Raw genomic sequence first — 26,249 nt, 5'->3', positions numbered from 1 at the left:
CACCAGGAGATGCCCGTCATGACCACCTCCACCTCCACCTCTGCCTCTCCCGCGCCCGTCCTCAACGGCCAGTTGATCGGCATCACCTACCACGCGATCGCCGCCGTGCGGGACCGGCTCCTCGCGGACGCCGGCCTGACCTTCCATCAGTCCGTGGCGCTCAAGGCCGTCTCCGACGGGCTCGACCGCGCCGGGGCCGTCGACCGCCTGACCGCGACACTGAAGATCAGCGCGCCGGAGGTTCCCGCCCTGCTCGACGCGCTCGACGAGGCCGGACTGATCGACGGCGCCCGCCTGTCCCTCACGGAGGAGGGGGCCCGGCTCCACCGCGGGTTCACGGACGCCGTGGCCGGGCCGGCCCAGCGGCTGTACGGCGACCTTCCGGTGGCCGATCGGGAGATCGCGGCCCGCGCCCTCGCCCATGTCACCGCCCGCGCGAACGCCGAGCTCGCCACCGCGCGATGACCTCCACGCGTCGGCGGCTCGGCGGCCGCGGCCTCAGCGGCTCACGACCGTCTCCTTCTCCAGCCGCGAGAGCTTGTCCGGGTTCCGTACGGCGTAGAACCCGCTGATGAGGCCGTCGTCGATCCGCACCGCCACGACGCTGTCGATCTCCCCGTCGAGCCGCATGATCAGGCCGGGGCCGCCGTTGAGCTGTACCGGCTCGAACGTCACCGCGCCGTCGAGCCGTTCCACGCCCGCGGCCAGGAGGCGGGCGACCTTGTCGCTGCCCACGACCGGCCGGGGCACGGCCTGCTTGACGCCGCCGCCGTCGCCCATGAGGACGACGTCGGGGGCGAGGACGTCGAGCAGGCCCTGCAGGTCGCCCGTCTCGATCGCGCGCCGGAAGGCGCCGAGCGCGGCCCGGGCCTCGGCCGGGGAGGTGACGCCGCGCGGACGGCGGGCGACCACGTGGCTCCGGGCCCGGTGGGCGATCTGGCGCACGGCGGCCGGGGCCTTGTCGACCGCCTCCGCGATCTCGTCGTACCCCAGGTCGAAGACCTCGCGCAGCACGAAGACGGCCCACTCGGTCGGCGTGAGCGTCTCCAGGACGAGCATCATCGCCATCGACACGCTGTCCGCCAGCTCGACGTCCTCCGCCACGTCGGGCGTGGTCAGCAGCGGCTCGGGCAGCCACGGGCCGACGTAGGACTCCTTGCGGCGGCTGAGCGTCCGCATGCGGGTCAGCGCCTGGCGGGTGGTGATCCGCACCAGATACGCGCGTTCGTTGCGCACCGTGCCGAGGTCGACGTCGGACCAGCGCAGCCAGGTCTCCTGGAGGACGTCCTCCGCGTCGGCGGCCGAGCCCAGCATCTCGTAGGCCACCGTGAAGAGGAGGTTGCGATGGGTGACGAACTCCTCGGTGGCGGTATCCGGGCGGGGGTCCTCGCTCCTGACCATGGGTGGCTCCTGTCTCTCCGCGCTCGGCTGTGTCACCCCTGAGACACCGGTCCCCCCGGTTCTGTGACATCGGGCAGCGAGCAGCGGCCGTCGAGGGCGGCACCCCCGCCGGCGCCCGGTCCTCGTCAGCTCAGTTTGAAGAAGAGCGTGTCCTGCGTGTACCAGTCGACCCTCTTCGTGGCCGTCTCCCACTCGCCGTGCTCGAACTCGAGCTTCTCGATCAGCTCCTGGACGTCGTACCGGAAGTCGGGGTCCATCCGGTCCAGGACCGCGCGGTAGGCGTCGGCGGCGGCCTTGGTCTTCGCCAGGGGCAGATGGCCGATGGCGGGATAGCCGTCCACCGAGCACGGGAGGTACGGGAACTCGTCGGGCGGCCCGCCGTAGAGGTACCCGTGGGGCAGGAGGTCGGCGGGCACGCCGAGACGGCGCATCTCGTCGTCGACGAGGCCGAAGAACGTGGAGGGCTTGGAGTAGGTGCCCAGCTGGTAGGGGTCGGAGGCGTTCTGGTCGATGATGTGCTGCAGGGCCGCGTGGTAGGCGTTGCCCGCGCACTCCGCGTCCGAGTCGGTACGACCGGCGAGGAGGTGATCGAGGGCGTCGGGGACGGACAGGCCCCAGTCGACCCCTTCACGGTCGAGGGATTCCTGGTGGGCCCTGGCGTGGCGGCGGATGCTGTCGAGGATGCGCGACTGGTCCGGCGTGAGCTTGCCGTCGCTGCCCAGGAAGGCCAGGACGTCGGCCTTGTCGGCGGTGGAGTACGCGATGTTGTGACTCATGATCACATGATGCCAAGGGGCACGGACAATGCCTCGAACGGGTGTTCAGGGGGCGTGGAGTTGACGGTCCGTACGAGTTCTCGACATCTCCCTTGCCCAAACCTCACACCTTCGGAGCGTGATCACGGTAGGCGGGGTAACCGGAGCAGGATGCGCCGTCGTCCCCGGGCGGCGTCCCCCGACGCTGGAGCCCCCCATGCCCGAAGCCGGTTCGCCCGTTCCGCCGCCCTCCCGTGAGATCAAGTGGAAGGCGACCGCCCATCTGATCGCCGAGTCCTGCCGCCTCCCTCTCAAGGCCACCGTCCGCTACCACTCGCGTTCCCCCTATACCGTCCGGCTCACCCTTCACACCCCAACGGGTGACGTGGTGTGGAACCTTGACCGCGACATGCTCCTCGCCGGCACCGAGACCCCCACCGGCATCGGCGAGGTGCACATCCGTCCCGCCCCCTACGACCAGATCGTGCTGCGCCTGGGCGCTCCCTCCGCCGCCGCCCTGATCGGCTTCGAACGCCGGCAGCTGCTGCGCTGGTTGAGCACCTCGTACGCCTTCGTGCCGGCCGGGACCGAGAGCGACCACATCGACTGGCAGCCCTTCCTCGACGTCCTCGCCGGATGAACCCCACGCTCCGGGGCCCAGGGGCCGGGCCCCGGAGCCGAGCCCCCGAACCAGGCCGGCCCTCTCCCACCACCCCGCGTGATCCCTTAGCTCAAGAGAACCTCTGAAGGTTATGAAGGTTTCCTTCCAGAGGGGACGGCGCGCGCGGTGATCCGTAAATCTGTCTGCCGTACGAACTGACGTGGCACAGACAAGATGTGGGAGGGATTGTGCCCAACAGACCCCCGTGGTCGAGTACGCGCAGATCGACCAGGCAGAGGCTCCGCCTCGTCGCAGGTGCGGTCGCCGCCGTCCTGGCCGCCGAGACGGCCGTGGTCGTCGCCACCACCGGCCAGGCCGTCGCTCTCGGTTCTCCGCGGACCACCGCCCCCGCGGCCGGCTTAGCCGCCGCCCCGACAGGACCCGCCGAGGCCCGGGACGAGGCCTCCGCCCGGCTGATGGCCCGGCTGCAGAAGCGCCGGATCGAGGTCCTCTCGGCACGCACCGAGACCTCGGCGACGTACGTGCTGCCGGACGGACAGATGCAGACGGCCGTCTACGCGGCTCCGGTCCGCGTCAAGCGCGGCGACACCTGGCAGGACATCGACACCACGCTGACGGACACCGGTGCCGACCTGAAGCCCCTGACCGCGACGGCGGACGTCGCCGTCTCCGACGGCGGCGACACCGCGCTCGCCTCCGTGACCCGCAGCGGGCGCGGCTTCGCGATGGGCTGGGAGGAGAAACTGCCCGCGCCGAAGCTGAAGGGGGACACCGCCGCCTACGACCTCGGCGGCGGCGAGACCCTGAGCGTCACCGCGCTCCCGCAGGGCTTCTCCCAGAACGTCCACCTGGCCAAGGCGCCCACGGGTCCGGCGACGTACCGGATCCCCGTCCAGGCGAAGGGCCTGAAGCTCTCCAAGGCCCCCAGCGGACGGCTCCTGCTCAAGGACCCCGCGGGCAAGCTGGTCGCCGAGGCCCCCGCGCCCATGATGTGGGACTCCTCCAAGGACCCGCGCTCGGGCGAGTCCCGGCACCTGGCGAAGGTGCCGGTGACGATCGAGACGGCGAAGGACGGGAAGCAGACCCTCGTCCTGACGCCCGACCCGGCGTACTTCGCGAAGGACCTGACCTACCCCGTCACGGTCGACCCGACCTCCACCCTGACCGCCTCCACCGACACCTGGGTGGCCACCAACTTCCCGGATTCCCAGGTGTCCTCGCCCGAGCTGAAGTCGGGCACGTACGACGGCGGTACGACGAAGGCCCGCGCCTATCTGAAGTTCGACGTGTCGGCCCTCAAGGGCAAGCGCGTCAACGACACCAATCTGGGCCTCTACTCCTACTACGCGTCCACCTGCCAGACCACCGGTTCCGGCACCCAGGTGCGGCGCGTCACCGGTGGCTGGGACTCTTCCGCGATCACCTGGGGCGCCCAGCCGGCGACGACCGACGCCGGCGCGGTCACCAGCACCGCCGCGAAGGGCTACAACTCCAGCTGCCCGGCCGGCACCGTCGACTTCGACATCGACGCGATCGTGCAGGCGTGGGCCGACGGGCAGCCCAACCACGGGCTGCAGGTCCGCGGCACCGACGAGAGCGACTCCCTGACCTGGCGGCGCTTCCGCTCCGCGAACCACGCCGGCGGCGACCACGCCCAGGAGCCGCACCTGACGGTCACCTACGACTCCTTCCCGGGCACGCCGACCGCCTCGGCGATATCTCCGTCCGCGGTCAACGCCTACAACGGCATCCGGTACGTGACCTCGCTGACCCCGACCCTCTCCGCGAAGGTCACCGACCCCGACGGCGCCACGGTCCGGGCCCAGTTCGAGATCACCCCGGACCCGGCGTACAACGAGACGACGTACACCTACACCGGCACCAGCGCCGCCGTGGCGTCCGGATCGAACGCGACCCTGACGATCCCCACCGCCGACAAGCTGCCCTCGGGGCCGAAGCTGCGCTACCGCGTGCGCGGCTACGACGGGACGTTCTACGGCCCGTGGAGCGCGTACCAGCGGTTCGGCGTGAACACCGGGAAGCCGGCCGCGCCCACCATCAGCTGCGGGACGTACGACAAGGACACCTGGACCGCCCGAGCGAGCGGCCCGGTCACCTGCACCCTGGACACCGCGGCCACCGACGGCCAGGGCTTCCTCTGGGGTCTGGACGACGCCAACCTGCCGAACCGCGTGGACGACACCGTCGACGGCACCGGCGGCGACCCGCTGACCGTCACCATCGACCCGGCCGACGGCTGGCACACCCTGCGCGCCAAGACCGTCGACTCCGGCGGCAACCTCTCCCCCGACGTCACCGCCTACGCCTTCGGCGTGGGCGCGGACGGCGCCGCCCTCCTCTCCCCGGCCGACGGTGACGACACGGCGCGCCGCATCGCCCTGCAGGCCAAGGGCAAGAGCGAGTACACCGGTGTGACGTACCAGTACCGGCGCGGCGAGACCGACGCCTGGAAGACCGTGCCGGCCGCCCAGGTCACCACGACCTCCGGCGGGGCCGTCAGCTGGCCCGCTCAGGTCACCTCGGGCACCGCCCCTCCGCTGGTGTGGGACGCGGCGACCTCCCTGGCCGAGGACGGCGTCCTCGAACTGCGAGCGGTCTTCCACGCGGGCACCTCCGCGTACCACTCCCAGGTCGTCGAGGTCACCCTCGACCGGCAGGCGGGCAACGCGCCGAGCCTGGAGGTCGGCCCCGGTGCCGTCAACGCCCAGACCGGCGACTTCACCTACGGCGACACCGACGCGGAGGCCTTCGGGCTCTCCGTCGAGCGTTCGCTCTCCTCGCGCCGTCCGGTGGCCCAGGACGTCCAGGAGGGCCAGGCCGGCATCTTCGGCCCCAACTGGTCCTCCGGCGTGAGCGCCGAGGAGGCGGGCACCGACTGGACGGTGGTGCGCAGGACCTCGGCCACCTCGGTCGAGATCCTGGACGCCGAAAGCGTCGCCACCGCCTTCACCGCGACCAGCGGCGGCGGCTGGAAGGCCGAGTCGGGCTCCGAGGACCTGACCCTCGCGGGCTCCCTGACCGGCACGTTCACGCTGAAGGACACCAGCGGCACGGTGAGCGTCTTCCGCAAGGTCGACGCCGCGGCGGCCTCCTGGACGCTGGCGACCACCGCCCTGTCGGTGGACGACTCGACCACCACCGTCGTCTCCGAGAAGGTCGCGGCCGGCGGCACGGTCCAGTCCCGCCCCAAGTATCTGATCGGCGCCACCCCGGCGGTCGACGTGGCCACCTGCCAGGCGACGCCCGCCACCGCCGGCTGCCGCGTCCTGGAGTACGTGTACGCGTCCTCCACCACGGCCACGGCGACCGCGTTCGGCTCGTACACCGGGCAGGTCGCGCAGATCAGGCTGTGGGCTACCTCGCCCGGCGCGGGCGCGGCCACGGCCGAGACCGTCGCGCAGTACGCGTACGACGCCTCCGGGCGCCTGCGCGAGGTCTGGGACCCGCGGACCAGCCCCGTCCTGAAGACCGCGTACGGCTACGACGGCGCGGGCCGGCTCACCACGCTCACCGAGCCCGGCGAGCTGCCGTGGACCCTGACGTACGGCAAGGCCGGCACCGCCGTCACGGCGGGCGAGGGCATGCTCCTGTCCGCGGCGCGGCCGACCCTGAAGCAGGGCAGCGCCACCGAGACCGACGGCGGCAAGGCCGTCACCACGGTCGTCTACCAGGTGCCGGTGTCCGGCGCGAACGCGCCGCACCAGATGAACGCGGCCGCGGTCGCCGTCTGGGGCCAGAGCGACGCCCCGGTCGAGGCCACCGCCGTCTTCCCCGCGGACCAGGTCCCCGCCTCCCACGTCGGCACCTCGCTGACCGCGGACGCGTACCGGCGGGCGACGATCGTGTACGCCGACGCGTCGGGCCGTGAGGTCAACACCGCCCATCCGGGCGGCCACATCGACGCCGTCGACTACAACCAGTACGGCTCCGAGGAGCGCTCCCTGACCGCCGGCAACCGGGCCCTCGCGCTCGGCGCCACCGACGCGGCCAAGGCTGAGCTGACCCGGCTCGGCATCATCGACGCGACCGCCGCCGAGCGCGCCGAGCAGCTCTCCACCCGGACCGTGTACAGCGCGGACGGGCGCCGAGAGACCGAGGAGTACGGTCCGCTGCACCTGGTCACCCTGGAGCGCCCCCTGACCGGGGGCACATCCGAGGGCACGCTGCCCGCGGGCAGCGAGGTCCCGGCGCGCACCCACACCGTCAACACCTACGACGAGGGCCGGCCCGCCGACGCGGCGGTGCAGGACCTGGTGACCACCGCGGTCACCGGCGCGGCCGTGCAGGGGTACGCCACCGACGCCGACCGCCGCACCACGGCGACCGGCTACGACTGGGCCTCCGGCCGGCCGACGCGCAGCGTCGTCGACCCGGGCGGCCTGGCGATCACCACGACCACGGCGTACGACGACGCGGGCCGCAAGACCCGGGAGACGTCGGGCCGTTCGCAGGGCACCGACGCGCTGACCACCCTGACCGAGTACTGGTCGGCGACCGGCACCGGCGCCTGCGCGGGCAAGCCCGCCTGGGCCGGTCTGGTGTGCCGCACCCGCCCGGCCGGGGCGATCACCGGCGGCGGCTCCCACCCGGCGGAACTGGCCACCAAGACCTACGGCTACGACCGTTGGGGCACGGTCGCCACGGTCGACGAGACCGCCGGCGGCGTCACCCGCACCACCACGATCACCACCGACGCGGCGGGCCGACAGACCCGGTCCACGGTCACCGGCGGCACGGGGACCGCGCTGCCGGAGGCCACGACCGTCTACCACCCGCAGACGGGCGAGGTCGCCTCGCAGAGCGCCGCCGGTGCCACCGTGGCGTACGGCTACGACGCGCTCGGCCGCCGGATCAGCACCACCGACGGCAGCGGCAACACCGTCACCACGGCGTACGACTCCCTCGACCGGCCGGTCCGGGTCACCGACTCGGCGCCGTCCACCACCACCTACTCCTACGACACCGCGGTGGAGCCGCGCGGTCTGGCCACGAAGGTGACCGACTCGGTCGCCGGGGCCTTCGCCGGTACCTACGACGCGGACGGCGAACTCGCCACCGAGACGCTGCCCGGCGCGATCGCCCTGACCGTGGACCGCGACCCGGCGGGCAACACCACCGCCCGCCGGTACGCGTCCGCGGACGGCACGGCCCTGCTCTCCGACACCACCCGGCACACCGCGCACGGGCAGCAGGCCGGGCACGACCAGTCCGACGGCACCGCCACCGACACCGGGTACGCCTATGACGCGGCGGGCCGGCTGGTGACCGCGAAGGACACCGCGGACGCCCAGTGCACCCGCAGGTCCTACACGTTCGACGCCAACAGCAACCGCACCGGCCTGACCACGGCCGACTGCTCCGAGGGAGGGACCGGCTCCACCAACGTCTCGCACACGTACGACAGCGCCGACCGGATCGTCGACGCCGGCTACGCCTACGACGCGTTCGGCCGCACCACCGCCACCCCGGCCGGTGCCCGGCTGACGTACTACGCCAACGACCTCGTCCACAGCGAGACCGTCGGCGACCGCCGCCAGACCTGGAACCTCGACGCCACCGGCCGCCTGGCCGCGTGGACGGTGGAGGCCAAGGGCACCGACGGCACCTGGACCCGGACCGAGTCCAAGACGCACCACTACGGCACCGGGGACAACCCGACCTGGACCGCCGAGGACGCCCAGGGCAGCACCGTCACCCGTTATGTCAACGGCCTCAGCGGGCAGTTGACCGCGACGACGGACAAGACCGGCGGGCTCGTCCTGCAGCTGCTCAACCTGCACGGCGACGTCTCCGTCCAGCTTCCGGCGGACACCGCCCAGGCGCCCGTGGTGCTGCGCACCGACGAGTACGGCAACCCCACCGAGGGCGCGGCCGCCGCGCGCTACGGCTGGGTCGGCGGCCACCAGCGCTCCTCGGAGACGCTGAGCGGCTCCACGCTGATGGGCGTCCGCCTCTACTCCCCGGCCACCGGCCGCTTCCTGCAGGCCGACCCGGTCCCGGGCGGTTCGCTCAGCGCCTACGCGTACCCGGGCGATCCGGTGAACTCGCAGGACCTGGACGGCCAGCGCTGGAAGAAGAAGAAGGTCTGGAACGTCAAGAAGAAGAAGGCCAAGAAGCTGGCCCGGTCCCTCAAGGCGGGCGCGCGTCTGGTGTCGGCCTTCGGCCGGATCGGCATGACCATGCCGGCGTTCTGGGCCAAGATCGCGGGCCTCGCGCTGGAGGCCATCGGCGGTGCCATGCGGTGGTTCGCCACCGAGATCCAGCTCAAGAACGCGATGCCCAAGAGCAAGGGCGTCAAGATCACGATCGGGATCTGGAAGAAATCCGGGTTCTGGTCCTGGGTGATGTACCCGAAGATCAAGGTCAACCGCTGGAAGAAGTAGCGGTGTGAGGGGAGGGAGCCCGGCCGCGGCGACGCGGTGGGGTTCCCTCCCCGCTCTTCGGTCCCGCACGGAGCGGTGGGGCTGCTCCCCCCCCCGCTCGGTGCCCCGCGCGACCTTCCGTCGCGTGGCTCTCCTTCGTACGACCGGCTTCGGCCGGCTTCCCGGAAGCGAGGACGTCTCAGTGATCGTGTTCCAGGCCGCCCTTCTCCTGCTCCTCGCCGCCCAGGCCGTCCTGGTCGTGCGGCACGGCCGTGGCCGGTGGCTCGAGTCGGCCGTCGGCGCCGGGTTCGTCCTGGCCTTCCTCCTCCTGCCGGCCCCCGATGACCTGCCGCTGCTCGAGACCGCGCTCCGCGTGTACGTCGCCGTCGGCATCGCCCCGCTCGTGGAGACGGCCCTCCGCAAGGCCGGCACGAAGCGCAAGACCCTCGACGACACCCGCTCCCCCCGCTTCTGGGTGGCCGCGGTGGCCTGCGTCCTGCTCGCGGCGCTGGTGGCACGCGTCCCGGTGTAGCGGACACGCCCTAGGGGGGCGGCAGGGGCTGTTCGGCCCAGATCGTCTTGCCGGTGGCGGTGTAGCGGGTGCCCCAGTGCTGGGTCATCTGCGCGATGAGGAAGAGGCCCCGCCCGCCCTCGTCGTCGTTGCCGGCGCGGCGCAGGTGGGGCGAGGTGTGGCCGGTGTCGGAGACCTCGCAGATCAGGGTGCGGTCGCGGATCAGCCGGAGCTGGACGGGGCCCGAGGCGTAACGGATGGCGTTGGTGACCAGCTCGCTGACGACCAGTTCGGTGGTGAACGAGAGTTCGCCGTCCAGGCCCCACGCGTCGACCTGTCCGGTGGCCAGGGCGCGGGCCCGGCCCACCACCGCGGGTTCGTCGGACAGGTCCCAGGCGGCGACCTCGTGGCTGTCCAGGACCCGGGTGCGGACGAGGAGGATCGCGGCGTCGTCGTCAACCGGTCCCGGCAGCAGCGTGTCGACGATCCGCTCGCACAGGTCGTCCAGCGGCGGCGGGTCCCCGGCGGGAGAGGGCGGGCGCTCGGCGAGGACACCGTGCAGGGCCTCGAGTTCGGCGTCGCGGTCCCGGCCCCTGCCCTGGACGAGCCCGTCGGTGTACAGAGCGATGACGCTGCCCTCGGGGAGGGTGTGGTCGGCGCTCTCGAACGGCAGACCGCCGAGGCCCAGCGGCGGCCCGGCGGGCAGGTCGAGCTGGGTGACGGCCCCCGTGACGGGGTCGACGACGGAGGGCAGCGGATGGCCCGCCCGGGCCATGCTGCACTTCCCGGTGACCGGGTCGTACACGGCGTACAGGCAGGTCACGCCCAGGGCCGCGTCGTCGGTCTCGGCCTCGACCGAGGCCTGTTCGTGGGCGTCGTGGGTGATGAGCTCGTCGAGGCGGGTGAGGAGTTCGTCGGGCGGCAGGTCGAGCCGGGCGAGCGCGCGCACGCTGGTACGGATGCGGCCCATGGTGGCGGCGGCGCGTACGCCGTGGCCGACGACGTCGCCGACGACCAACCCGACGCGGGTGCCCGACAGGGCGATGACGTCGTACCAGTCGCCGCCCACTCCGGCGCCGGTGTCGGCCGGCAGGTAGCGGTGGGCGACGTCGACGCCGGTGAGCCGGGGCAGGTGCCGGGGCAGCAGGCTGCGCTGGAGGGTGAGGGCGGCGGCGTGCTCCCGGGTGAAGCGGCGGGCGTTGTCGATGCTGACGGCCGCCCGGGCGACCAGTTCCTCGGCCACGATCAGATCCCCGGTCTCGAACGCGTCGGGGTGGCTGTCGCGGCTGAACGTGACGACGCCGAGCGGCGCGGCCTCGGTCAGCAGCGGTACGGCCAGCCGCGAGTGCGTGCCGCCCGCCCGCGCCGACCGTTCGAGGACGGGGCTCTCGTCGGCGAGGCAGCGGGCCTGGAGCGAGTCGGCCGCGTGCACGATCGTCCGGAACCGGCCGGGCGGACCGGGTGAGCCGGACGGCCCGGGGGGACCAGGGGGACCGGGTGAGCCTTCCCAGACGCGGACGACCCGCTTGGCGTTCGCCGTCCCCGGCACCGGCTGTTCGCCCCTGAGGACGACGTCGATGAGGTCGACGGTGACACTGTCGGAGAACTGCGGGACCGCGACCGTCGCGAGTTCCTGGGCCGTACGGGTCATGTCCAGCGAGGTGCCGACCCGTGCGCCGGCCCGGACGAGAAGGTCCAGACGCTGCTGGGCGAGGTAACGGTCCGTGATGTCCACGGTCTCCTCGCACACGCCCAGGGGGGTGCCGTTCGAGTCCTCGAGCCGGTAGTAGGAACAGGACCAGACGTGGTCGTGCTCGGGGTCGGACGGCGGGCGGCCGCTGTAGTGGAGCTCGATCACGGGCTCGCCGGTGTCGAGCACCCGCCGCATCGTCTCCTCCAGCGTGTCCGGATAGCCCGCGGAGAGGATCTCCCCCTCGGTGACCATCTCGTCCGGGCCGAGTCCGGCGTACTGCGAGTTGCCCATCTCGCGGTAGAGGGCGCGGTTGGTCCAGACGACCAGCAGGTCGAGGTCGTAGATGGCCAGGCCGACGGGCGATTCGGTCGCCAAGCCCCGGAGCATCGACTGGAGCGCCTCCCAGCGTTCCGTCTCGTCCGCGTCCGCCATGAAGAGCAGCCGGGAGGGACCGGCCCCGGTGTGGGAGAGCGGAAGGCTGGCGGTCGCGACCCGGATGTGGTGGCCGTCCCGGTGGCGCATGCGGAACAGCTCGTGCCGGGCCCGCGCCCCTCCGGGCGGCGAGGTGACGGAGCCGTCCCGGCCGGCCCGGTCGGCCACGAAGGTGCGCAGGGGGCGGCCCACCGCCTCCTGCGGAGGGTAGCCGAGCAGCGCGTAGGCAGCCGGTCCCCAGCCCACGATCGTGCCGTCGGCGTCCAGGACGGCAGTCGCCGCTTTCGTCACGTCGAGGGGGCCACGGAAGTCGGCGTCCTCGGCCGCGTACACCGCGCTCATGGCACCTGCCTTCCTGCGTACCCTCATAGTCGGTCGGGGGTTCCCACGGCACAACCGCGCTCGGGCCGCACGGGCGGCGCCCCCGGGCCGGTGCGGCCCCCTCCCGCGGCCCGTCCCGGGCCGCGTGTACCGGCGGTCGACTGGTCCCCCTGACGGGATGGGGGGACGCTGGGAGTACGGGCGCCGGGTGTGAAGGCGCGCCGAACGGAGCGTCCGCCCGGCCGGGAAAGGCCGTCATCATGCGCATGTTGTTGAAGGTGCAGATGGACACCCAGCTCTCCAACGAGGCCATCAAGTCGGGCACGCTGCAGAAGACGATGGAGAAGGCGATGGAGGTGATCCGCCCCGAGGCCGCCTACTTCACGACCGAGAACGGCTCCCGGACGGCGTACCTCTTCTTCGACCTGGCCGACTCCTCGGACATGCCGAGGACCGCGGAGTCCTTCTTCATGGAGCTGGGCGCGAAGATCACGTACACGCCGGTCATGAACCGTGAGGACCTGGGCAAGGGACTGGCCGCCCTGGAGATCCCGCGCTGAGCCGATCGGGCTCCGGCCGACGCGAGACCCCCGCGTCACCCCCGTCACCCGCGTCTCGGCAACCCCCTCCACCCCCTCTGCTCCGTTCGCCTGCCCGAACCGGGAGGGAGGGGGCCGCCGAGGCGCACTCGTACGCAACGGAAGCGGTCGGGCCTCTCCCCGCACGGTCCCGCCGTCAGTACCGTGGTGACCGTACGAGAGTGAGGAGGCCCCCACCATGAGCGCCCTGCCGCACCAGACGCCGTCGCCGGCGTACGCCAGTCCGTACCGGATCGAGGCGCACGAGGGCCCGCAGACCCTCGCCGAGCTGCGCGCCGCCCTGGCCGTCATCGACTCCGCCGAGCTGACCGCGTTCAACGCCCGGCTGGACGCCGCGCGCTTCGGGCGCGAGCAGACGGCCGTGATCACCGAGGCCCGCCACCTGGTCGCCCTGCGGACCCGGCCCGAGGTGCCGACCGCGGTCCGGGCGTCCCTCGCGGGCGAGACCGACCTCATGCACGTCGACGACCTCTGGGCCGAGCTCGACAAGGGCGCCGCGTGACCCACTGGCACGTGTTGGTGCCCCGACGCCTCTATCCCGAGTTCGCCCACCTCTCCCCCGGCGGTCGCCGTGCCGTGCACGACGCCCTCGCGCTCCTCGCCGCGGATCCGCGGTGCCCGGCCTCGACCGCGGAGCCGATCCGGACCCTGGAGCTGCGCCGCATCACCACCGAGCCGGCCGTGGACACCGGCACGACGATCACCATCCTGTACCGCGTCCACGAACCGGAGGACGAGAAACCGGGACGCGTCGAACTGATCTTCATGCTGGCCGGGCCCTGAGCCCCGCCGGGGCCCGGGCCCCCCGGGGTGTGGCCGCCGGGCGGCACCGTCAGCCGCGCTGGTAGGGCCCCCAGGCGCTCTCCCCCGGAGCCTGCTGCCAGGTCGGCAGCCCCGTGGCCGAGCTGGTGGTGAAGGGGCGCCCCCCATCGTCCAGGCGGAGGACGCCGTTCCGGCCGCCGCTGCTCCATTCCAGCTCCAGGTACCACCGGACGTGCCGGGACCGCGTGTGGGCGGTGATCCTCAGGATCTGGGGGTCACTCGCCGAGACCGTGTACGGGAAGTCCGATGCCGGAACGAAGCGGTCGCCCCGGTACCCGGCCACCGGGACGGGGCGCGGCCGCGGCGCGTCCAGGTTGACGTCCATGCTCTGCAGGCGCGCCTCCCCTCCGCAACCGACGCCCATCACGTAGGCGTTGCCCGGCAGCGGCTCGGAGACGGCGACCGTGCGCACGTGCAGGGCCTTGAGGATGACGGTCTCGTCGCCGAGCCCCTGGAGTGCCACGTCGATCACCATCTCGCCCCCCGGGACTCCGGACAGCGAGGTGACCCAGCCCCGCGCGTCCTGCTCCGTCGGCGGCGGCGGCATCTTCCCGGGCTCCCGGTCCACCACGTAGACCTGGCTGCACGGGTCCTTCCAGACGTACGGGTTCACGTCCGCCGCCAGGGGAACGCGCGGCCGCTGCCGGCCGGGGGCGGAGTCGCCGTCGGCTCCCGCGCCGCTTCCGCCCGGCGGGGTACGCGTCGCCCGGCCGGCGTCCGGGGCCGCGGGGGCCGGGGCGGTGCCGGTGGGGGAAGGCATACCGGCCGTGGGGGCGGAGGCGGACGGGGTGCCGAAGGTACGGCCGGGGCTCGTGGGGGCCGTGGGGTTGCCGGCCGGGCCGTGGGCGAGGGGGAGGTCCCGCTCGCCGGGCCAGAGGGCGAAGGCTCCGAGCCCGGCGACGAGGACCGTGGCCACCGCCGCGCCCAGGGGCAGCAGGAGGCGGCGCGGCCGCCGGGCCGGGAGGCGCGGACGGGTGCGGTCGGGGGCGACCTCCGGGGCCCGGTCGTCCAGGCCGGGTCCGGGGGAAGCGTCCGACGCCGTCCCGGGCTCCGGGGCCGGGTCCGGGTCCGGGTCCGAGGCCGAGCGAGGACCCGCTTCCGGGGCCGGGGCGGCCTCGGGGGCCGGGGCGGCCTCGGGGGCCGGGGCGGCCTCGGGGTGCGGCTCGGCCTCCCGGGCCGGGGAGGCCGTCGCGGAAAGCGGCTCCGTACCGGTCGCGTTCTTCGCGCGGCGGCGGGCTTCGTCCGCGACGATCCAGCGACGGTGGAGTCGCAACAGCTCCTCGCGGCTCGCGCCGCACAGCCGGGCGATCTTCTCCACGGGGGCGAACTCCGTCGGCACGGCGTCGCTGTTGCAGTACCGGTGCACGGTGGACGGGCTCATGTGCGCCTGTCTGGCCAGGCTGCCGTAGCTCAGCCCGGACCGTTCCTTCCACTCCCGCAGAAGGTCCGCGACGCCCTCGCTGTCCATCCCCACCCGACCGGTCCCTTCCCTGGACGCTGCTTCACCGTGCCGTTCGCCATGCCGTTCGCCATGCATTCGTGTTCCAGGCACGCATCCCAGGGATCGTACGTTTCCGCAGGTCAACCCCGTTGCGAACGTTCGGGCTTCCGACATTGTCCCTGTTGGCTGGTGCGAACGCGAAGGCGGCCCGCAAGGTGAGTGCAGCGCCGCTCGAACCGGCGCCTCCACTGATCGACCGTCACCACCACGCACCCAACGGGGGAACACCATGCGTACGTTCGACATCCGCCGCACCACCATCGCCGGCGCCCTTCTGGCCGCCGCTCTCACCACCTCCGCCTGCGGAGCTGCGGAGACCGGCAAGACTCCCTCGGCCGGCGCCTCCGGAAAGACCTCCACCGCCACCGTGGCGCCCACCGCCCCGACCTCGCCCGGCCCGTCGGCCTCGGACGGCACGAGCGCGGGCGGCACGGCCACGGGCGGCTCCACGACCCCGGGCTCCGGAACGGGCGGGACCAAGGGGCGGCAGACCTCCGACAGCAGCGCCGGGCAGCAGGGAGGCGGGGCCGAGGCGGTCACCTGCACCGGCGGCACCACCCGGGTCACGGTCAAGCGGCCGGCCCGCCCCATCAACCACCTGCTGCTCACCACCACCAACAGCGGCTCCGCGCCCTGTGACCTCTACGGCGCGCCGCTGCTGCGCTTCGACCAGGAGCAGTCCGCCACCGCGATCGACGAAGCGACCCGCCCGCAGAGCGTGATCCGGCTGGCCCCGGGCGAGTCCGCGTACGCCTCCGTGGTGTTGACGGGCGAGCGCGCAGGCAGCGAGGCCCACGGTCGCACCGCCACGCGGCTCGAGGTGCACTTCGCCGGGCGTGAGACGGCCGGTTCCGTGGGACCGTCCGCCATGCTCGAGCTCCCTTCGGGCACCTACAAGACGGACGACGCCAAGGTCATGTACTGGACGACCAGCTTCGAGGACGCGCTGTCGTACTGACCGTCGCGTACCGACCGCCGCGAACCGACGGTGCGGCTGGGAGGGTCTCACCGGCCGAGCCAGCCCCTCAGCATCCTGCTGACGGCCGGCATCGCCACGTACGTCATCAGCACGTTGAAGACACACGCGACGACCGCGCTGCTGAGCACCACCGGCAGCGCGGCCAGTCGCGGCATCAGGAAGTAGCTCCCCAGGAGGGAGATGGGGTAGATCGCCAGGGTGGCGCTGATCGCCATCTTCCACCGCGGGGGCGCCGGGAGGGTCGAGCCCGGCTTGGCGAACCAGGTCTCCATTCCGGTCAGTTCGCGCCGGGCGATCTCGGTGTGGTGGTGTCCCTGGCAGTCGTCGAACCAGGCCGCCCGCTCCGGCGAGTCCTGCCAGGCGCGGCAGGCCGCCGCGTCGCGGAAGCGGTGGACCAGGAACCAGGGGGCGTCGCCGCCGGTGGAGCGGAAGAGGCCGTAGCCGAGATGGCCGGGGAACTTCGCCGCGCTGTCCAGGATGCCCTGCGCCCACCGCTCGAACGGGGCTTCGTACCCGGGCTCCACCCGGCGGGCTATCAGCAGGGTCACCTCGCCGGTGTCGGCGGGGACGGTGGTGTGCTCAAGGCTCACCGCAGTCACTCGTACTCCTCGTGATCGCGCCGCGCCGCCGCCCACTCTACGCGGCGCGGCGGGCGGGGAGCGGCGGGGCACCGTCACGGTCCTGGGGAGGGGCCGGCGCGCCCGGTCACGGGCTTTCCGTCCGGCCGATTCCGTCCGGCCGTCTCCGTCCGGTCGCTTCCGGGCGAAACGGGGTGGAGCCGCCGCCGGTCGGGGCGTTAGGTTCTGCGGGCGATCGTTCCTGACCCCGAGCCGCGAAGGCCTCTCCGTGACCTTGATCCGTCCTGCCCGTCCCGACGAGCTTCCCGCCCTGCTGGAGTATCCCGGCGACGCCGAGCGCAACGCGGCGACGCGCGCCTACCTCGCCCAGTTGCTCGACACGGGGTGCACCCGACCCGAGTGGTGCCTGGTCGCCGAGGACGGTACGGGGCGGGCGGTCGGCAGCGTGGTGCTGTGGACCCTGCCGGGGCAGGAGGTGCCGTACGCGTTCGTCCTGTTCGAGGCACCGGGCGACGAGCAGGCGACGGGATCGGCTCTTCTGGACGCGGCGGCGGCGCACGCGCGGGCCTGCGGGGCGGAGGAGTTGGAGCATGTGGTCGACTCCCCCGCGCAGGCTCCGCAGTGGCAGCGCGATCCGGAGCGTCGGGGCGAGCTGCTGCGGGGCGCCGGCTTCCGGGTGATCCGGGACGGACGGCGGTTCCGTCGCGGGACCGCCGGTGAGCTGCCGGCCGACGACGCCCGGCTGACGTTCCGCTCCCTCGCCGAGCTCGGCCCCGGGCCGTTCGTCTCCCTCCTGGCGGAGCTGCTGGCCGAGACCGCCGACGCCCGGCTGGCCGCCGACGTCGAACGGTTCGGCGCGCGGCGCGCGGCCGAGCAGCTCTTCGAGGAGACGGCCGAGCTGCGGCACGAGCCGTCGTGGTGGGAGATCGGCTACGACGCCGACGGCAGCCCGGCCGTGATCAGCCTGCCGGCGGAGAACCCGAGTGTCGCCGTGATCGGCTTCGTCGGGGTCGCGCCCGCGCACCGCGGCAAGGGCTATGCCGCCTCGGCCGTGGCGCGCGGCACGCGGATCCTCGCGGCGCACGGCGCCGAGGAGATCCGCGGCGACTGCGACGCGGCCAACACGGCCATGGCCAAGGCCTTCACCCGGGCGGGGTACGAGAACTTCGCCGACCGCCTGGAGTTCAGCCGCGCTCTCTGACCGGCCGGCCGGCCCGCGGACGGGTCGTTGCCTCCGCCCGGCCGGACCCGCTGGTCCGGCCGGGCGGGAGCCGTTCCCGAGGGCGGAGGCCGGTGCGTAGGGCGGCCTCCGCCCTCGGGGGCCAGGTCAGGCGTAGGTCTCGTACTCGGCGACCTGCGGGGTGCCCGTCGAGCCGGTGATCTCGAAGGTCAGCTTCCTGAGCGAGGTGCGGGGGAAGGTGATCGCTCCCGCTCCCGTGCCGGAGGCCAGGACGGTGCCGGTGTCGCCGTCGAGGAGCCGCCAGGTTCCGATCCGGCCCGCGGAGCCGGAGGCCTCGCGGAGTGCGATCCGGGAGACGGAGGTGGCCGCGGGCCACTTGATCGAGACGGAGCCGGTCGCGCCGGCCGGGGACCAGTAGGTGGCCGGGGCACCGTCACGGACGTTGCCGAAGCTCGTCCCGGCCGCCTTGCTGGAGCCGTCGGCGCCGGCCCCGAGGCTGAGGTTGGTGCCGCCGGGCGGGGTCGGGTCCGGGGTGGGGGTGGTCGGGTCCGGGGTCGGGGTGGTCGGGTCCGGCGTGGGGGTGGTCGGGGACGGGGTCTGGGGGGAGCAGGAGCCGTCGGACACCTGGAGTCCCTTGCCGGCGCCCGCCGTGCGGCTCACCACGTCCGGTACGCAGGCGGCCGCGTCGAGGGTGTAGGCGTACGGAACGGCGACCGTGGTGGTGGACTGCGGGTTCGGGCCGGCGGGCTTGTTGTCCGTGCCGGGGGCCGACCAGGTCACGTTGTCGAAGACGTTGCCGCTGACCTGCCAGTAGCCGGCGGCGTCGGTGTAGAAGGTGCCGAGGACGTCCTTGGAGTCCTCGAAGTAGTTGTTGTCGACCTTGGCCCGGGCCCCGGCGCGGGAGTTGATGCCGGATTCGTTCAGCCTGGCGTAGTGGTTGTTGTAGAGGTGCGCGATGCCGCCGCGCAGCAGGGGCGCGCGGGAGTCGATGTTCTCGTACAGGTTGTGGTGGTACGTGATGTAGCCGTTGGAGAGGTCGCTCTCGCTGGACCCGATGAGGCCGCCGCGGCCGGAGTTGCGCAGGGTGCTGTAGGACAGGGTCACGTACTGCGTGCCGTCCTTCATGTCGAAGAGGCCGTCGAAGCCCTCGGACTCGCCGCCGGACGCCTCCAGGGTGACGTGGTCGACCCAGACGTTGCGGACATCGCTCTCCATGCCGATGGCGTCGCCGCCGTTGGAGATGGGCGACCCCGACTTCTTGACGTTCCGGACGGTCACGTTCTGGATGATGACGTTGCGGGACTCCCGGATGTGGATGCCGAGCTGGTCGAAGACGGCCCCGGCGCCCACCCCGACGATCGTGACGTTGCTGATCTGCTTGAGCTCGATCACGCCCGCGGCGGTGGAGCAACTGCTCCCGGACACCTTGGCGGTGTTGCCGTGGTTGATGGTGCCCTCGACCTCGATGACGATCGGGGTGCTGCTCGCGGCCCGGCCGCACAGGGCCGCGTGGATCGCGGTCCCGGTCGTCGCCCGCACCGTCTGCCCTCCCGCGCCGCCGGTGGTGCCGCCGTTCTGGGTCGCGTAGCCGGTGGCGCCGCCGGTCACGGCTGCGGATGCCTCGGGCATCACCAGCACCACACCGGCGGCGGCCGCCACGGCCATCGTGGCCAGCGCCGCGTTGAGCCGTCGTGCGACGGGTCGTCTCATCCTGATCTCCCCTTCGTCTTCCACGTGTGAGCGTTCGATCAGAAAGCGCTTTCTGCCCGGCGACGATAGGGCGGCGAACGCCGGTCGGCAAGGCTCTTGCAGGGTCTGCCGCAATCGCTTTCTACGCGCGGCCCGCCCCATCTGATGCCATGTCACACGATCGGGGACAGGTCTCTTTCGTACGCACTTGAGGGCCTGCGGACCGGGCAGGCGAGGGGCAGCGTCGGCAGAACGACGGCGCACCCGGCGGGCCGCCGGGTGCGGGCGGGCGAAGGCCAGAAGCGGTCCGGCGAAGGCCGGGTGCGGGCCAGGGAGGTACACGTGACCGTCCCGCCGGGCTGTCGCCTGCCGGCGGGACGGGAAGGGAGGCGCTGTGGGTACGCGTCTTCGGGCGGCGAGCGGCCTGGCGGCGCGCGGGGCCGTGTCAGCGGGTCGTCGGAATGCGCGGGTGGGCGGCGTAGCGGCGGCGGCTGCGCAGCATGCCCTCGTCGGAGAGGGTGAACACATCGACGAAGTCGACCTGTTGCGGGGAGAGGCGGCCGATCGCGACGACACAGTCGCCGGAGGCCACGATCCGTTCGATGTGATGGCGGCAGCCCGGGGCCGGGTTCTCCAGCCGCGCGTCCTCGTGGAGGAGTGACGAAAAGCCGTCCAGGTCCCCGGTGTCGAGGTAGTGGTAGGCCAGCCGCACGTGGTCGACTCCGGAGTCGGTGATCAGACTGCTGGGCGGCAGCCGCCTCGCCTGACGACTGTTCATGACACGTCCTTTCGTACGTCCGCCTCCTGCCAGGCGGCGGCAGGTTCCACCGTGCTCCGCCGCCGCAACCCCGCACTATCGCGGGCCTATCACCGCCACGAGATCTCCACACCGTTTACAACTGGGGTGCCCAGCGGCAAAACTGACCTCCGCACACGCGTCTTTCGGGTCGTTTTCGCTGCTTGTCTGTTGGGTTGGGGCGTGTTCCTTGCGGGGAGAAACAGTGGACGTACCGCCCGGCGGGAGACCTTTCGCTCCTGAGACCGTGGCCTTCCGGATCCTCGGACCGCTCCATGTGCACAGTCCGAACGGGCAGGTGCGCATTCCGCCCGGGCGTCAGGAAGTCATCCTGGCCGCCCTCCTGCTGGAGGCGAACCGGGTCGTCAGCACCGACTATCTGGTGGATCTCATCTGGGAGGACGAGCCGCCGGACACCGCCCGGACGCAGGTGCAGATCTGTGTCTCCCGCCTGCGGAAGCTGTTCGGCAAGGAGGAGGTGGCCGCGGCCATCACCACCCGGCCGCCCGGTTACGTCCTCAAGACGGAGGACGGCTCGGTCGACGCGGTCCTGTTCGGCCGGTGGATCGCCGACGCCCGGCTGCGCGGCAAGCAGCCCGGCGGCGCGGCCGAGGCGGTGGAACTGCTGCGGGGCGCGGGCGCCTTGTGGCAGGGGGACTGCCTGAGCGGGATCTCCAGCGAGACGCTGCGCAGCAAGGCCCGACAGTTGGACGAGGAGCGGTTGACGGCCGCCGAGAACCGGATCGATCTGGAGCTGGAGTTAGGGCGGCACCATCAGCTGGTCGGGGAGATCCAGCTGCTGGTCCACGAGCATCCCCTACGGGAGCGGCTGCGCGGCCGGCTGATGCTGGCGCTGTACCGCTCGGGGCGCCAGGCCGAGGCCCTGGACGTCTACCGCGTCGGCAGACAGCTCCTGGTGGACGAGCTGGGGCTCGAACCGGGCGAGGAGCTGCGGCACCTGGAGTCGGCGATCCTCGCCGGCGAGGTCCCGCCGCCCCGGCTCGCGGGGCCGGGCGCGGCCGGCCGGGCCCGTCCCGCGACGAACCCGGGACCGGGCCCGTCTTCCGACCGGGCCGCCGCCGACGGGACCGTCCCACGGGAGGGGTCGGCGGGCGCGGGAAGCCGGATCCAGGGCTCCGGCGTCTCGGCACCGGCCGTCGCAGTCGCGGCTCCGGGCTCCGCGGGCGGGTTCGCGCGCGGCTCGGGGCCGGGCTTCGTGCTCGGATCCGGGTCGGGGTTCGGCTTTACGCTCGGGTCCGGGTCCGGGGACGGGTCGGGTTCCGGATTCGGGTCGGGTTCCGTCGGGTCCGGGCGGGGCGGGGGGCTCGACGCGGCCGACCGTACGGGTGCCGGTGCCGACGTTCGTACGGAAACCGGTACGGGCCACGGCACCGGGGCCGTCGCCGCGCCGGCCGGTCATGGCGGCCCGGGTGGGCCGGGTTCCGACGGCGAGGTCGCACGCCTGACCGGCGCTCCCGCGGCCTCCTCCGTACGCGAGCCCGGAAGGGATCCCGTAAGAGAGCCCGTAAGAGAGCCCGTAAGAGAGCCCGTACGGGATTCCGTACGGGAGTCGGCCCCGCGTCACTCGGCCACCGGCGTCGCTGCCGGGGCTCCGGTGCCGGCGTCCCCCGCCGACGTGCCGCGCCAGCTCCCCGCCGACACGGCCGACTTCGTCGGGCACCAGGGGCGGATCGCGGTCATCGAGAAGACGCTCCTGGGCACCGGCGAGCGCCGGGCCGTCGGCCTCGTCGTCATCGTGGGCAAGCCGGGCACCGGCAAGTCCACCCTGGCCACGCACATCGCCCACCAGGCGGGCGAGAAGCACTTCACCGACGGGCAGCTCTACTGCGACCTGCGCGGCACCAGCGGTGCCCCGGCGACCGCGGCCGAGGTCCTCGGCCGGTTCCTCCGCGCCCTCGGCATCCCCGGTCCCGTCATCCCCGACTCCCTGGACGAGCGGGCGGAGATGTACCGCACGCTGCTCGGGTCCCGCCGGGTGCTGGTCGTCCTGGACGACGCCGCGTCCGAGAGCCAGGTCCGTCCCCTGCTGCCGGGCGCCGGGAGCTGCGCGGTGCTGGTCACCAGTCGGGTCCGGATGACCGGGCTGCCCGGCGCACACCGCGTGGAGCTGGACGTCCTCGGCACGGAAGAGGCCATGGAGCTCCTCGTCCGGGTGATCGGCGAGGAGCGGGTGGAGGGCGAACGGGTCGCGGCCGAGGCGCTCATCCGGACCGTGGGCGGGCTGCCGCTGGCCCTGCGGATCGTCGCGGCCCGGCTGGCGGCCCGTCCGCACTGGACCCTCGCCTCGATGGTGCACCGGCTGGCCAACGAGCGGCACCGGCTGGACGAGTTGACGCACGGCGAGATGACGATGCGGGCGAGCCTGTCGCTGACCCACGACGGGCTGGGCTCCGACGACCGCCGGCTCCTGCGGCTGCTCAGCCTCGCCCGCGGGCCGAGCCTGCCCGGCTGGCTGGCCGGCGCCCTCCTCGACGACCGCCGTCCCTACCCCTCGGACCTGCTGGAACCGCTCGTCGACGTCCAGATGCTGGACGTGGTGGGGATGGAGTCCACCGGAGGGTTCCGGTACCGCTTCCACGAGATCATCCGGGTGTTCGCCCGGGAGCAGCTCACCGCGCACGACGATCCGGCCACCCAGTCGGCGGCGCTGCGGCGGATGATGGGCGGCTGGATGGCGCTGGCCGAAGAGGCCCACCGGCGGATCTACGGCGGCGACTTCACCGTGCTGCACGGTTCGGCGCCGCGCTGGCTCCCGCCCGCGGACCATGTGGACGAGCTGCTCGCCGATCCCCTGGAGTGGCTGGACAGCGAGCACGCGAACCTGGTGCAGGCGGTGGAGCACGCGGCGGCCGAGCAGCTCGACGAGGTGTGCTGGGACCTGACGACCACCCTGGTCACGCTCTTCGAGACGCGCGGCTATCTCGACCACTGGGAGCGCACGCACCAGGTGGCCCTGGGCGCCGCCCGGTCCGCTGGGAACAAGCGGGGCAGCGCCGCCGTCCTGGCGTCGCTGGGCTCGCTCTATCTCAGCCGCAGCCAGCACGAGGAGTCCCGGGCGGCGCTGACCACGGCGCTCGGGCTCTTCACGGAGATCGAGGACCGGCAGGGACTCGCCCTGTGTCATCGCGACCTGGCGTTGCTGGAACGTTTCCGCGGCCGTGAGCACCAGGCCTTGGAGCTGTACGACCGTGCCCTGCGGGATTTCGACCTCGCCGGTGACGTGGTGGGCCGGGCGATCGTGCTCACCCAGAGCGCGCAGATCTGGATGCTGCGGGGGCAGAGTGCGGCGGCGCAGAGCCGGCTGGACGAAGCCCTGGGCATCTACCGGTCGGTCGGGTACACCGGCGGTCAGGCCAGGACCCTGCGCAGGGCGGGGCAGTTGCAGCAGCGGCAGGGCGAACTGAGCCGGGCGGTGGGGACGTTCACGGAGGTCCTCGAGCTGTGCCGGGACAGCGGGGACGTGATCGGGGAAGGGCATCTGCTGCGCGATCTCGGCCTGGCGCACGCCGGGATGGGGCAGACGGCGGCGGCTCGGGACTGCCTCGACCGTGCGCTGACCATCCGGGAGCAGATCATGGACCAGGGCGGAGCGGCCATGGTCCGGCTGGACCTCGCGCGGCTGCTCGAAGCGGACGACGGCCCGGGTGACCGGAGCCGGTCGCGAGAACTGCTGCACAGTGCGGTGCGGGCGTTCCAGGACCGCCGGATGGAACCGGAACTCGCGGAGGCACAGCGGCTGCTGGCTCGCGGCTGAGCGGCGGGGCGGGGCGTCGCGGGGCGGATCAACGGTGGGGCGGTAGGGCCGGTGGGGCGCTAGGGCCAGGTGCGGCGGCTGGGCCGTGGGGGCGGGTGCGGGCGGTCAGGGGCCGGGCGGGGTGGACCGCCGGCCGGTCAGTCCCAGGGGTTGTTGTCGCTGGAGGGGGTCGGGGTCGGCGTGGTCTGCTGCGTCGAGGAGGAGCCGGTGGTCCCGCCCGTCGGGGTGCCCTCGTCGGCCAGGGCCGCCTGGGCGCCGAGCAGAGCGGCACCCGCGAGGGCGACGGTGACGACGGCGGCGCGGAGGGCGTGGGCGAGAGCCATGGTTTTTCCCTTCGGTAGGGGCGTCCCGCCGGGCTGCGGGGCGTCTCCTTCTTCGTGGGCACCACGCTAGGAACGGCCGGAATCCCCGGACCGGCCCCGCTCCTATCACGCAGCTATCACGCCGCCACGCCGGGCATCCGGGGATAGCCGGGGTGGTGGGTCGACCGCTCCCCCGTGATAGCGGTGCCGCGGCCCGGGTCGACCGCGCGGTGCCGGTGAGCGGCTCGGTGGACGGCAGGGCGATGGGGGCGCGATAGCCGGCTCCCGAGGATGGGACCTGTCACTCCTCACACCCCCCAGGAGCACGCATGAACTCCGCCCTCACGGCCGGTTCCGTCCAGGACACGCAGGTCGGCGCGCTGATACGTGCGCACCGGTTGCGGACAGGCCTGACGCAGCGGGAACTCGCCGACCTGTCGACCATCAGCGTCCGGGCGATCCGCGACCTGGAGCACGGCCGGGCGAGACGGCCCCGCACGGACACCGTGCGGCTGATGGCGGACGCGCTGCGCCTCGGGCCGCGGGCCCGGGCCGCCCTGGAGGAGGCCGCCCAGCTCGGCAGGGCCGTCGGCGTCACCGCGGGCCCCCCGGCGCCGCCGGACGCCCCCCAGCCGCTGCTCGGCCGGAGCACGGAGACGGAGACCCTGGTCCGGGAACTCTCGCCGGACGGCGCCGAGCGTCTCACCCATCTGGTGGGGCTCCCCGGCGTCGGCAAGACCCGGGTGGCGCTGGCGGTGGCCTCGGCGCTGCACGGTTCCGGGATGCCGGTCCTGTGGCACGCCTTTCCCGGTGCGGCCCGCGAGTACGTACCCACCGCTCCGGGGCCCTGGACGGAACTCACCGAGCGGTGGGTGTCCGGGCTGTACGGGGACGAGCCCGGCCGCGACCCGCGTACGGGGGCGGCGGCGGGGCGCCCCGCCGAGGGGCCGGCGGGCCTGGGCGGTGAAGGTCCGGTCATGCTCGGGGAGGGTCCGGTGCTGCTGGTGCTGGACGGGGCGCCGGCCGGAGCGCCGCGGTTCGACCGGCTGACCCGGCTGCTGCACGAGGTGCCGGGGCTGCGTCTTCTGGTGACCTCGGACGAACCCTGGCAGGCCCCTGGCGAGCGGCTCTTCCTGCTGTGCCCCCTGCCCGCGCCCCCCGTCGCCGAGGGCGGCGCGCGCGGTGCCGGGGAGGCGGGCGGCGGGGGCGTGAGCGGTGGCTCCGGGCAGCCCGGGCGGCCGGGGGGACTCGGTGAGGAGCGGGAGCCCGCCGTACGGATGTTCCTGGATCAGGTACGGAGGGTCCGGCCCGGACCGGCGGCCTCGGCCGTCGCCGACAGGGAGCGGGCGGTGCGGATCTGCCGCCTTCTGGACGGGCACCCGGGCGCGCTGTCCGCCGCCGCGTCCTGGCTGGTCGTCTCCGACCTGGCGGCGCTGTGCGACACGTTGGAAGCGGACCCGGCGGCGTTCCTGGACCATCTCGGGGGACGGGACGACCGTCTGCGCGCATCGCTGGGGGACCGTGTCGACCGGTTGCCGGCCGAGCAGCGCGCCCTGCTGACGGCGCTGTGCACCACCACGTCGGCCCAGGGCGTCGGTGCGGGTGCCGGTGCGGGAGTCGCCGACGCGGGTGTGGCGCTCCCCGCGCTGGCGGCGCTGACCGGTCGCAGCCTGCCCGAGTGCGGTCGGCTGCTGCGCGAGCTGCTCCTGTCGGGCCTGGTGCGGGCGGCCCACGAGGAGGGCGCCTCCCGTTTCCGGGTGCCCCCGCTCGTACGCGCGCTGCTGCCCGCTGCGGCAGTGTCCGCGCCGCAGGCAACTGCCGCCGTCTGAACTGCTCCTGAAGCACCGGAAGAACTGCCGCCCCGGACCGGGCGGCGCGGATTGGATGGGCGTACGCCGGAAGGGCCGGCC

The 26,249-nt window shown here is 73.3% G+C and carries 19 protein-coding genes; 11 read left to right on the top strand and 8 right to left on the bottom strand.

Translation table 11 applies throughout. The features are described from left to right. Positions 1-18: 18 nt before the first annotated feature. A complete protein-coding gene (locus ACZ6RC_RS18440; protein ID WP_469584218.1) occupies positions 19-465 on the top strand; it encodes a hypothetical protein in 447 nt (148 codons plus the stop codon). Between the two features lie 33 nt (positions 466-498). On the opposite strand, the gene ACZ6RC_RS18435 is transcribed toward ACZ6RC_RS18440, so the two are convergent. Together ACZ6RC_RS18435 and ACZ6RC_RS18430 are read right to left on the bottom strand one after the other, a co-directional pair. Continuing rightward, a complete protein-coding gene (locus ACZ6RC_RS18435) occupies positions 499-1,401 on the bottom strand; it encodes an RNA polymerase sigma-70 factor (RefSeq protein ID WP_469584216.1) in 903 nt (300 codons plus the stop codon). 125 nt (positions 1,402-1,526) lie between these two features. Beyond that, positions 1,527-2,177: a DUF7691 family protein gene (locus tag ACZ6RC_RS18430; RefSeq protein ID WP_391136773.1), complete on the bottom strand. Its 651-nt coding sequence runs from the start codon at positions 2,175-2,177 to the stop codon at positions 1,527-1,529. A gap of 196 nt (positions 2,178-2,373) precedes the next feature. Here ACZ6RC_RS18430 and ACZ6RC_RS18425 point away from each other — a divergent pair, with 196 nt between their 5' ends. From ACZ6RC_RS18425 to ACZ6RC_RS18415, 3 genes are all read left to right on the top strand, one after another. After that, the gene (locus ACZ6RC_RS18425) at positions 2,374-2,796 is read left to right on the top strand and encodes an SsgA family sporulation/cell division regulator (protein ID WP_391136776.1); all 423 of its coding nucleotides are present in this window, start codon (positions 2,374-2,376) and stop codon (positions 2,794-2,796) included. A gap of 209 nt (positions 2,797-3,005) precedes the next feature. Then, positions 3,006-9,182 carry a DNRLRE domain-containing protein gene (locus ACZ6RC_RS18420; RefSeq protein WP_469584212.1) on the top strand — a complete coding sequence of 2,059 codons (6,177 nt, stop codon included), beginning with the start codon at positions 3,006-3,008 and terminating at the stop codon, positions 9,180-9,182. A gap of 124 nt (positions 9,183-9,306) precedes the next feature. After that, entirely contained in the window at positions 9,307-9,693 is a 387-nt protein-coding gene (locus tag ACZ6RC_RS18415; RefSeq protein WP_469584209.1) for a hypothetical protein, read from the top strand. A 10-nt stretch (positions 9,694-9,703) separates the two neighbouring features. Here ACZ6RC_RS18415 and ACZ6RC_RS18410 read toward each other — a convergent pair whose 3' ends face one another. Beyond that, positions 9,704-12,139 carry a SpoIIE family protein phosphatase gene (locus ACZ6RC_RS18410; RefSeq protein WP_469584206.1) on the bottom strand — a complete coding sequence of 812 codons (2,436 nt, stop codon included), beginning with the start codon at positions 12,137-12,139 and terminating at the stop codon, positions 9,704-9,706. Between the two features lie 239 nt (positions 12,140-12,378). Between ACZ6RC_RS18410 and ACZ6RC_RS18405 the strand changes: the two genes are divergently transcribed. The 3 genes from ACZ6RC_RS18405 (at position 12,379) to ACZ6RC_RS18395 (ending at position 13,500) form a co-directional block, all read left to right on the top strand. Then, positions 12,379-12,678, top strand: a complete 300-nt coding sequence (locus ACZ6RC_RS18405; protein ID WP_391136789.1) for a hypothetical protein — start codon at positions 12,379-12,381, stop codon at positions 12,676-12,678. A 217-nt stretch (positions 12,679-12,895) separates the two neighbouring features. Continuing rightward, positions 12,896-13,219 (top strand): hypothetical protein, encoded by a 324-nt coding sequence (locus ACZ6RC_RS18400; RefSeq protein WP_453616619.1) that lies wholly within the window; start codon positions 12,896-12,898, stop codon positions 13,217-13,219. Then, positions 13,216-13,500, top strand: a complete 285-nt coding sequence (locus tag ACZ6RC_RS18395; RefSeq protein ID WP_453616622.1) for a hypothetical protein — start codon at positions 13,216-13,218, stop codon at positions 13,498-13,500. Before ACZ6RC_RS18400 ends, ACZ6RC_RS18395 begins: the two co-directional genes overlap by 4 nt. A gap of 49 nt (positions 13,501-13,549) precedes the next feature. Here the strand turns inward: ACZ6RC_RS18395 and ACZ6RC_RS18390 are convergent, their stop codons facing one another. Then, positions 13,550-15,007, bottom strand: coding sequence for a helix-turn-helix domain-containing protein (locus ACZ6RC_RS18390; RefSeq protein ID WP_469584391.1), 1,458 nt, complete (start codon positions 15,005-15,007; stop codon positions 13,550-13,552). A gap of 262 nt (positions 15,008-15,269) precedes the next feature. On the opposite strand from ACZ6RC_RS18390, the gene ACZ6RC_RS18385 reads away from it, so the two are divergent. Continuing rightward, positions 15,270-15,998 (top strand): DUF4232 domain-containing protein, encoded by a 729-nt coding sequence (locus ACZ6RC_RS18385; protein WP_469584201.1) that lies wholly within the window; start codon positions 15,270-15,272, stop codon positions 15,996-15,998. A 47-nt stretch (positions 15,999-16,045) separates the two neighbouring features. On the opposite strand, the gene ACZ6RC_RS18380 is transcribed toward ACZ6RC_RS18385, so the two are convergent. Next, positions 16,046-16,618, bottom strand: coding sequence for an antibiotic biosynthesis monooxygenase (locus ACZ6RC_RS18380; RefSeq protein ID WP_391136800.1), 573 nt, complete (start codon positions 16,616-16,618; stop codon positions 16,046-16,048). Positions 16,619-16,865: 247 nt separating this feature from the next. Between ACZ6RC_RS18380 and ACZ6RC_RS18375 the strand changes: the two genes are divergently transcribed. Next, positions 16,866-17,798 (top strand): GNAT family N-acetyltransferase, encoded by a 933-nt coding sequence (locus ACZ6RC_RS18375; RefSeq protein ID WP_391136803.1) that lies wholly within the window; start codon positions 16,866-16,868, stop codon positions 17,796-17,798. 126 nt (positions 17,799-17,924) lie between these two features. Here the strand turns inward: ACZ6RC_RS18375 and ACZ6RC_RS18370 are convergent, their stop codons facing one another. Together ACZ6RC_RS18370 and ACZ6RC_RS18365 are read right to left on the bottom strand one after the other, a co-directional pair. Beyond that, positions 17,925-19,487, bottom strand: a complete 1,563-nt coding sequence (locus ACZ6RC_RS18370; RefSeq protein ID WP_469584197.1) for a pectate lyase family protein — start codon at positions 19,485-19,487, stop codon at positions 17,925-17,927. Positions 19,488-19,911: 424 nt separating this feature from the next. Further along, complete coding sequence (locus tag ACZ6RC_RS18365; protein WP_391136809.1) at positions 19,912-20,244, bottom strand: nuclear transport factor 2 family protein; 333 nt, start codon at positions 20,242-20,244, stop codon at positions 19,912-19,914. A 265-nt stretch (positions 20,245-20,509) separates the two neighbouring features. Here ACZ6RC_RS18365 and ACZ6RC_RS18360 point away from each other — a divergent pair, with 265 nt between their 5' ends. Further along, on the top strand, positions 20,510-24,037 hold the full coding sequence (locus tag ACZ6RC_RS18360; RefSeq protein WP_469584193.1) for an AfsR/SARP family transcriptional regulator: 3,528 nt from the start codon (positions 20,510-20,512) through the stop codon (positions 24,035-24,037). A 137-nt stretch (positions 24,038-24,174) separates the two neighbouring features. Here the strand turns inward: ACZ6RC_RS18360 and ACZ6RC_RS18355 are convergent, their stop codons facing one another. Next, positions 24,175-24,360, bottom strand: coding sequence for a hypothetical protein (locus tag ACZ6RC_RS18355; protein ID WP_391136815.1), 186 nt, complete (start codon positions 24,358-24,360; stop codon positions 24,175-24,177). A gap of 308 nt (positions 24,361-24,668) precedes the next feature. Between ACZ6RC_RS18355 and ACZ6RC_RS18350 the strand changes: the two genes are divergently transcribed. Further along, positions 24,669-26,168, top strand: a complete 1,500-nt coding sequence (locus ACZ6RC_RS18350; protein ID WP_469584189.1) for a helix-turn-helix domain-containing protein — start codon at positions 24,669-24,671, stop codon at positions 26,166-26,168. Positions 26,169-26,249 lie beyond the last annotated feature (81 nt).

It is taken from the genome of Streptomyces sp. NPDC048353, assembly GCF_055587165.1.
The sequence above is the reverse complement of the archived record's forward strand: the minus strand, read 5'-3'. Positions and strand labels throughout refer to the sequence as shown.

Bases quoted from the DNA above. Each gene is read 5' to 3' on its own strand.
- ACZ6RC_RS18385 (WP_469584201.1), top strand. From the start codon at position 15,270: ATGCGTACGTTCGACATCCGCCGCACCACCATCGCCGGCGCCCTTCTG.
- ACZ6RC_RS18405 (WP_391136789.1), top strand. From the start codon at position 12,379: ATGCGCATGTTGTTGAAGGTGCAGATGGACACCCAGCTCTCCAACGAG.
- ACZ6RC_RS18440 (WP_469584218.1), top strand. From the start codon at position 19: ATGACCACCTCCACCTCCACCTCTGCCTCTCCCGCGCCCGTCCTCAAC.
- ACZ6RC_RS18425 (WP_391136776.1), top strand. From the start codon at position 2,374: ATGCCCGAAGCCGGTTCGCCCGTTCCGCCGCCCTCCCGTGAGATCAAG.
- ACZ6RC_RS18350 (WP_469584189.1), top strand. From the start codon at position 24,669: ATGAACTCCGCCCTCACGGCCGGTTCCGTCCAGGACACGCAGGTCGGC.
- ACZ6RC_RS18365 (WP_391136809.1), bottom strand. From the start codon at position 20,244: ATGAACAGTCGTCAGGCGAGGCGGCTGCCGCCCAGCAGTCTGATCACC.
- ACZ6RC_RS18430 (WP_391136773.1), bottom strand. From the start codon at position 2,177: ATGAGTCACAACATCGCGTACTCCACCGCCGACAAGGCCGACGTCCTG.
- ACZ6RC_RS18370 (WP_469584197.1), bottom strand. From the start codon at position 19,487: ATGAGACGACCCGTCGCACGACGGCTCAACGCGGCGCTGGCCACGATG.
- ACZ6RC_RS18400 (WP_453616619.1), top strand. From the start codon at position 12,896: ATGAGCGCCCTGCCGCACCAGACGCCGTCGCCGGCGTACGCCAGTCCG.
- ACZ6RC_RS18410 (WP_469584206.1), bottom strand. From the start codon at position 12,139: ATGAGCGCGGTGTACGCGGCCGAGGACGCCGACTTCCGTGGCCCCCTC.
- ACZ6RC_RS18435 (WP_469584216.1), bottom strand. From the start codon at position 1,401: ATGGTCAGGAGCGAGGACCCCCGCCCGGATACCGCCACCGAGGAGTTC.
- ACZ6RC_RS18390 (WP_469584391.1), bottom strand. From the start codon at position 15,007: ATGGACAGCGAGGGCGTCGCGGACCTTCTGCGGGAGTGGAAGGAACGG.
- ACZ6RC_RS18355 (WP_391136815.1), bottom strand. From the start codon at position 24,360: ATGGCTCTCGCCCACGCCCTCCGCGCCGCCGTCGTCACCGTCGCCCTC.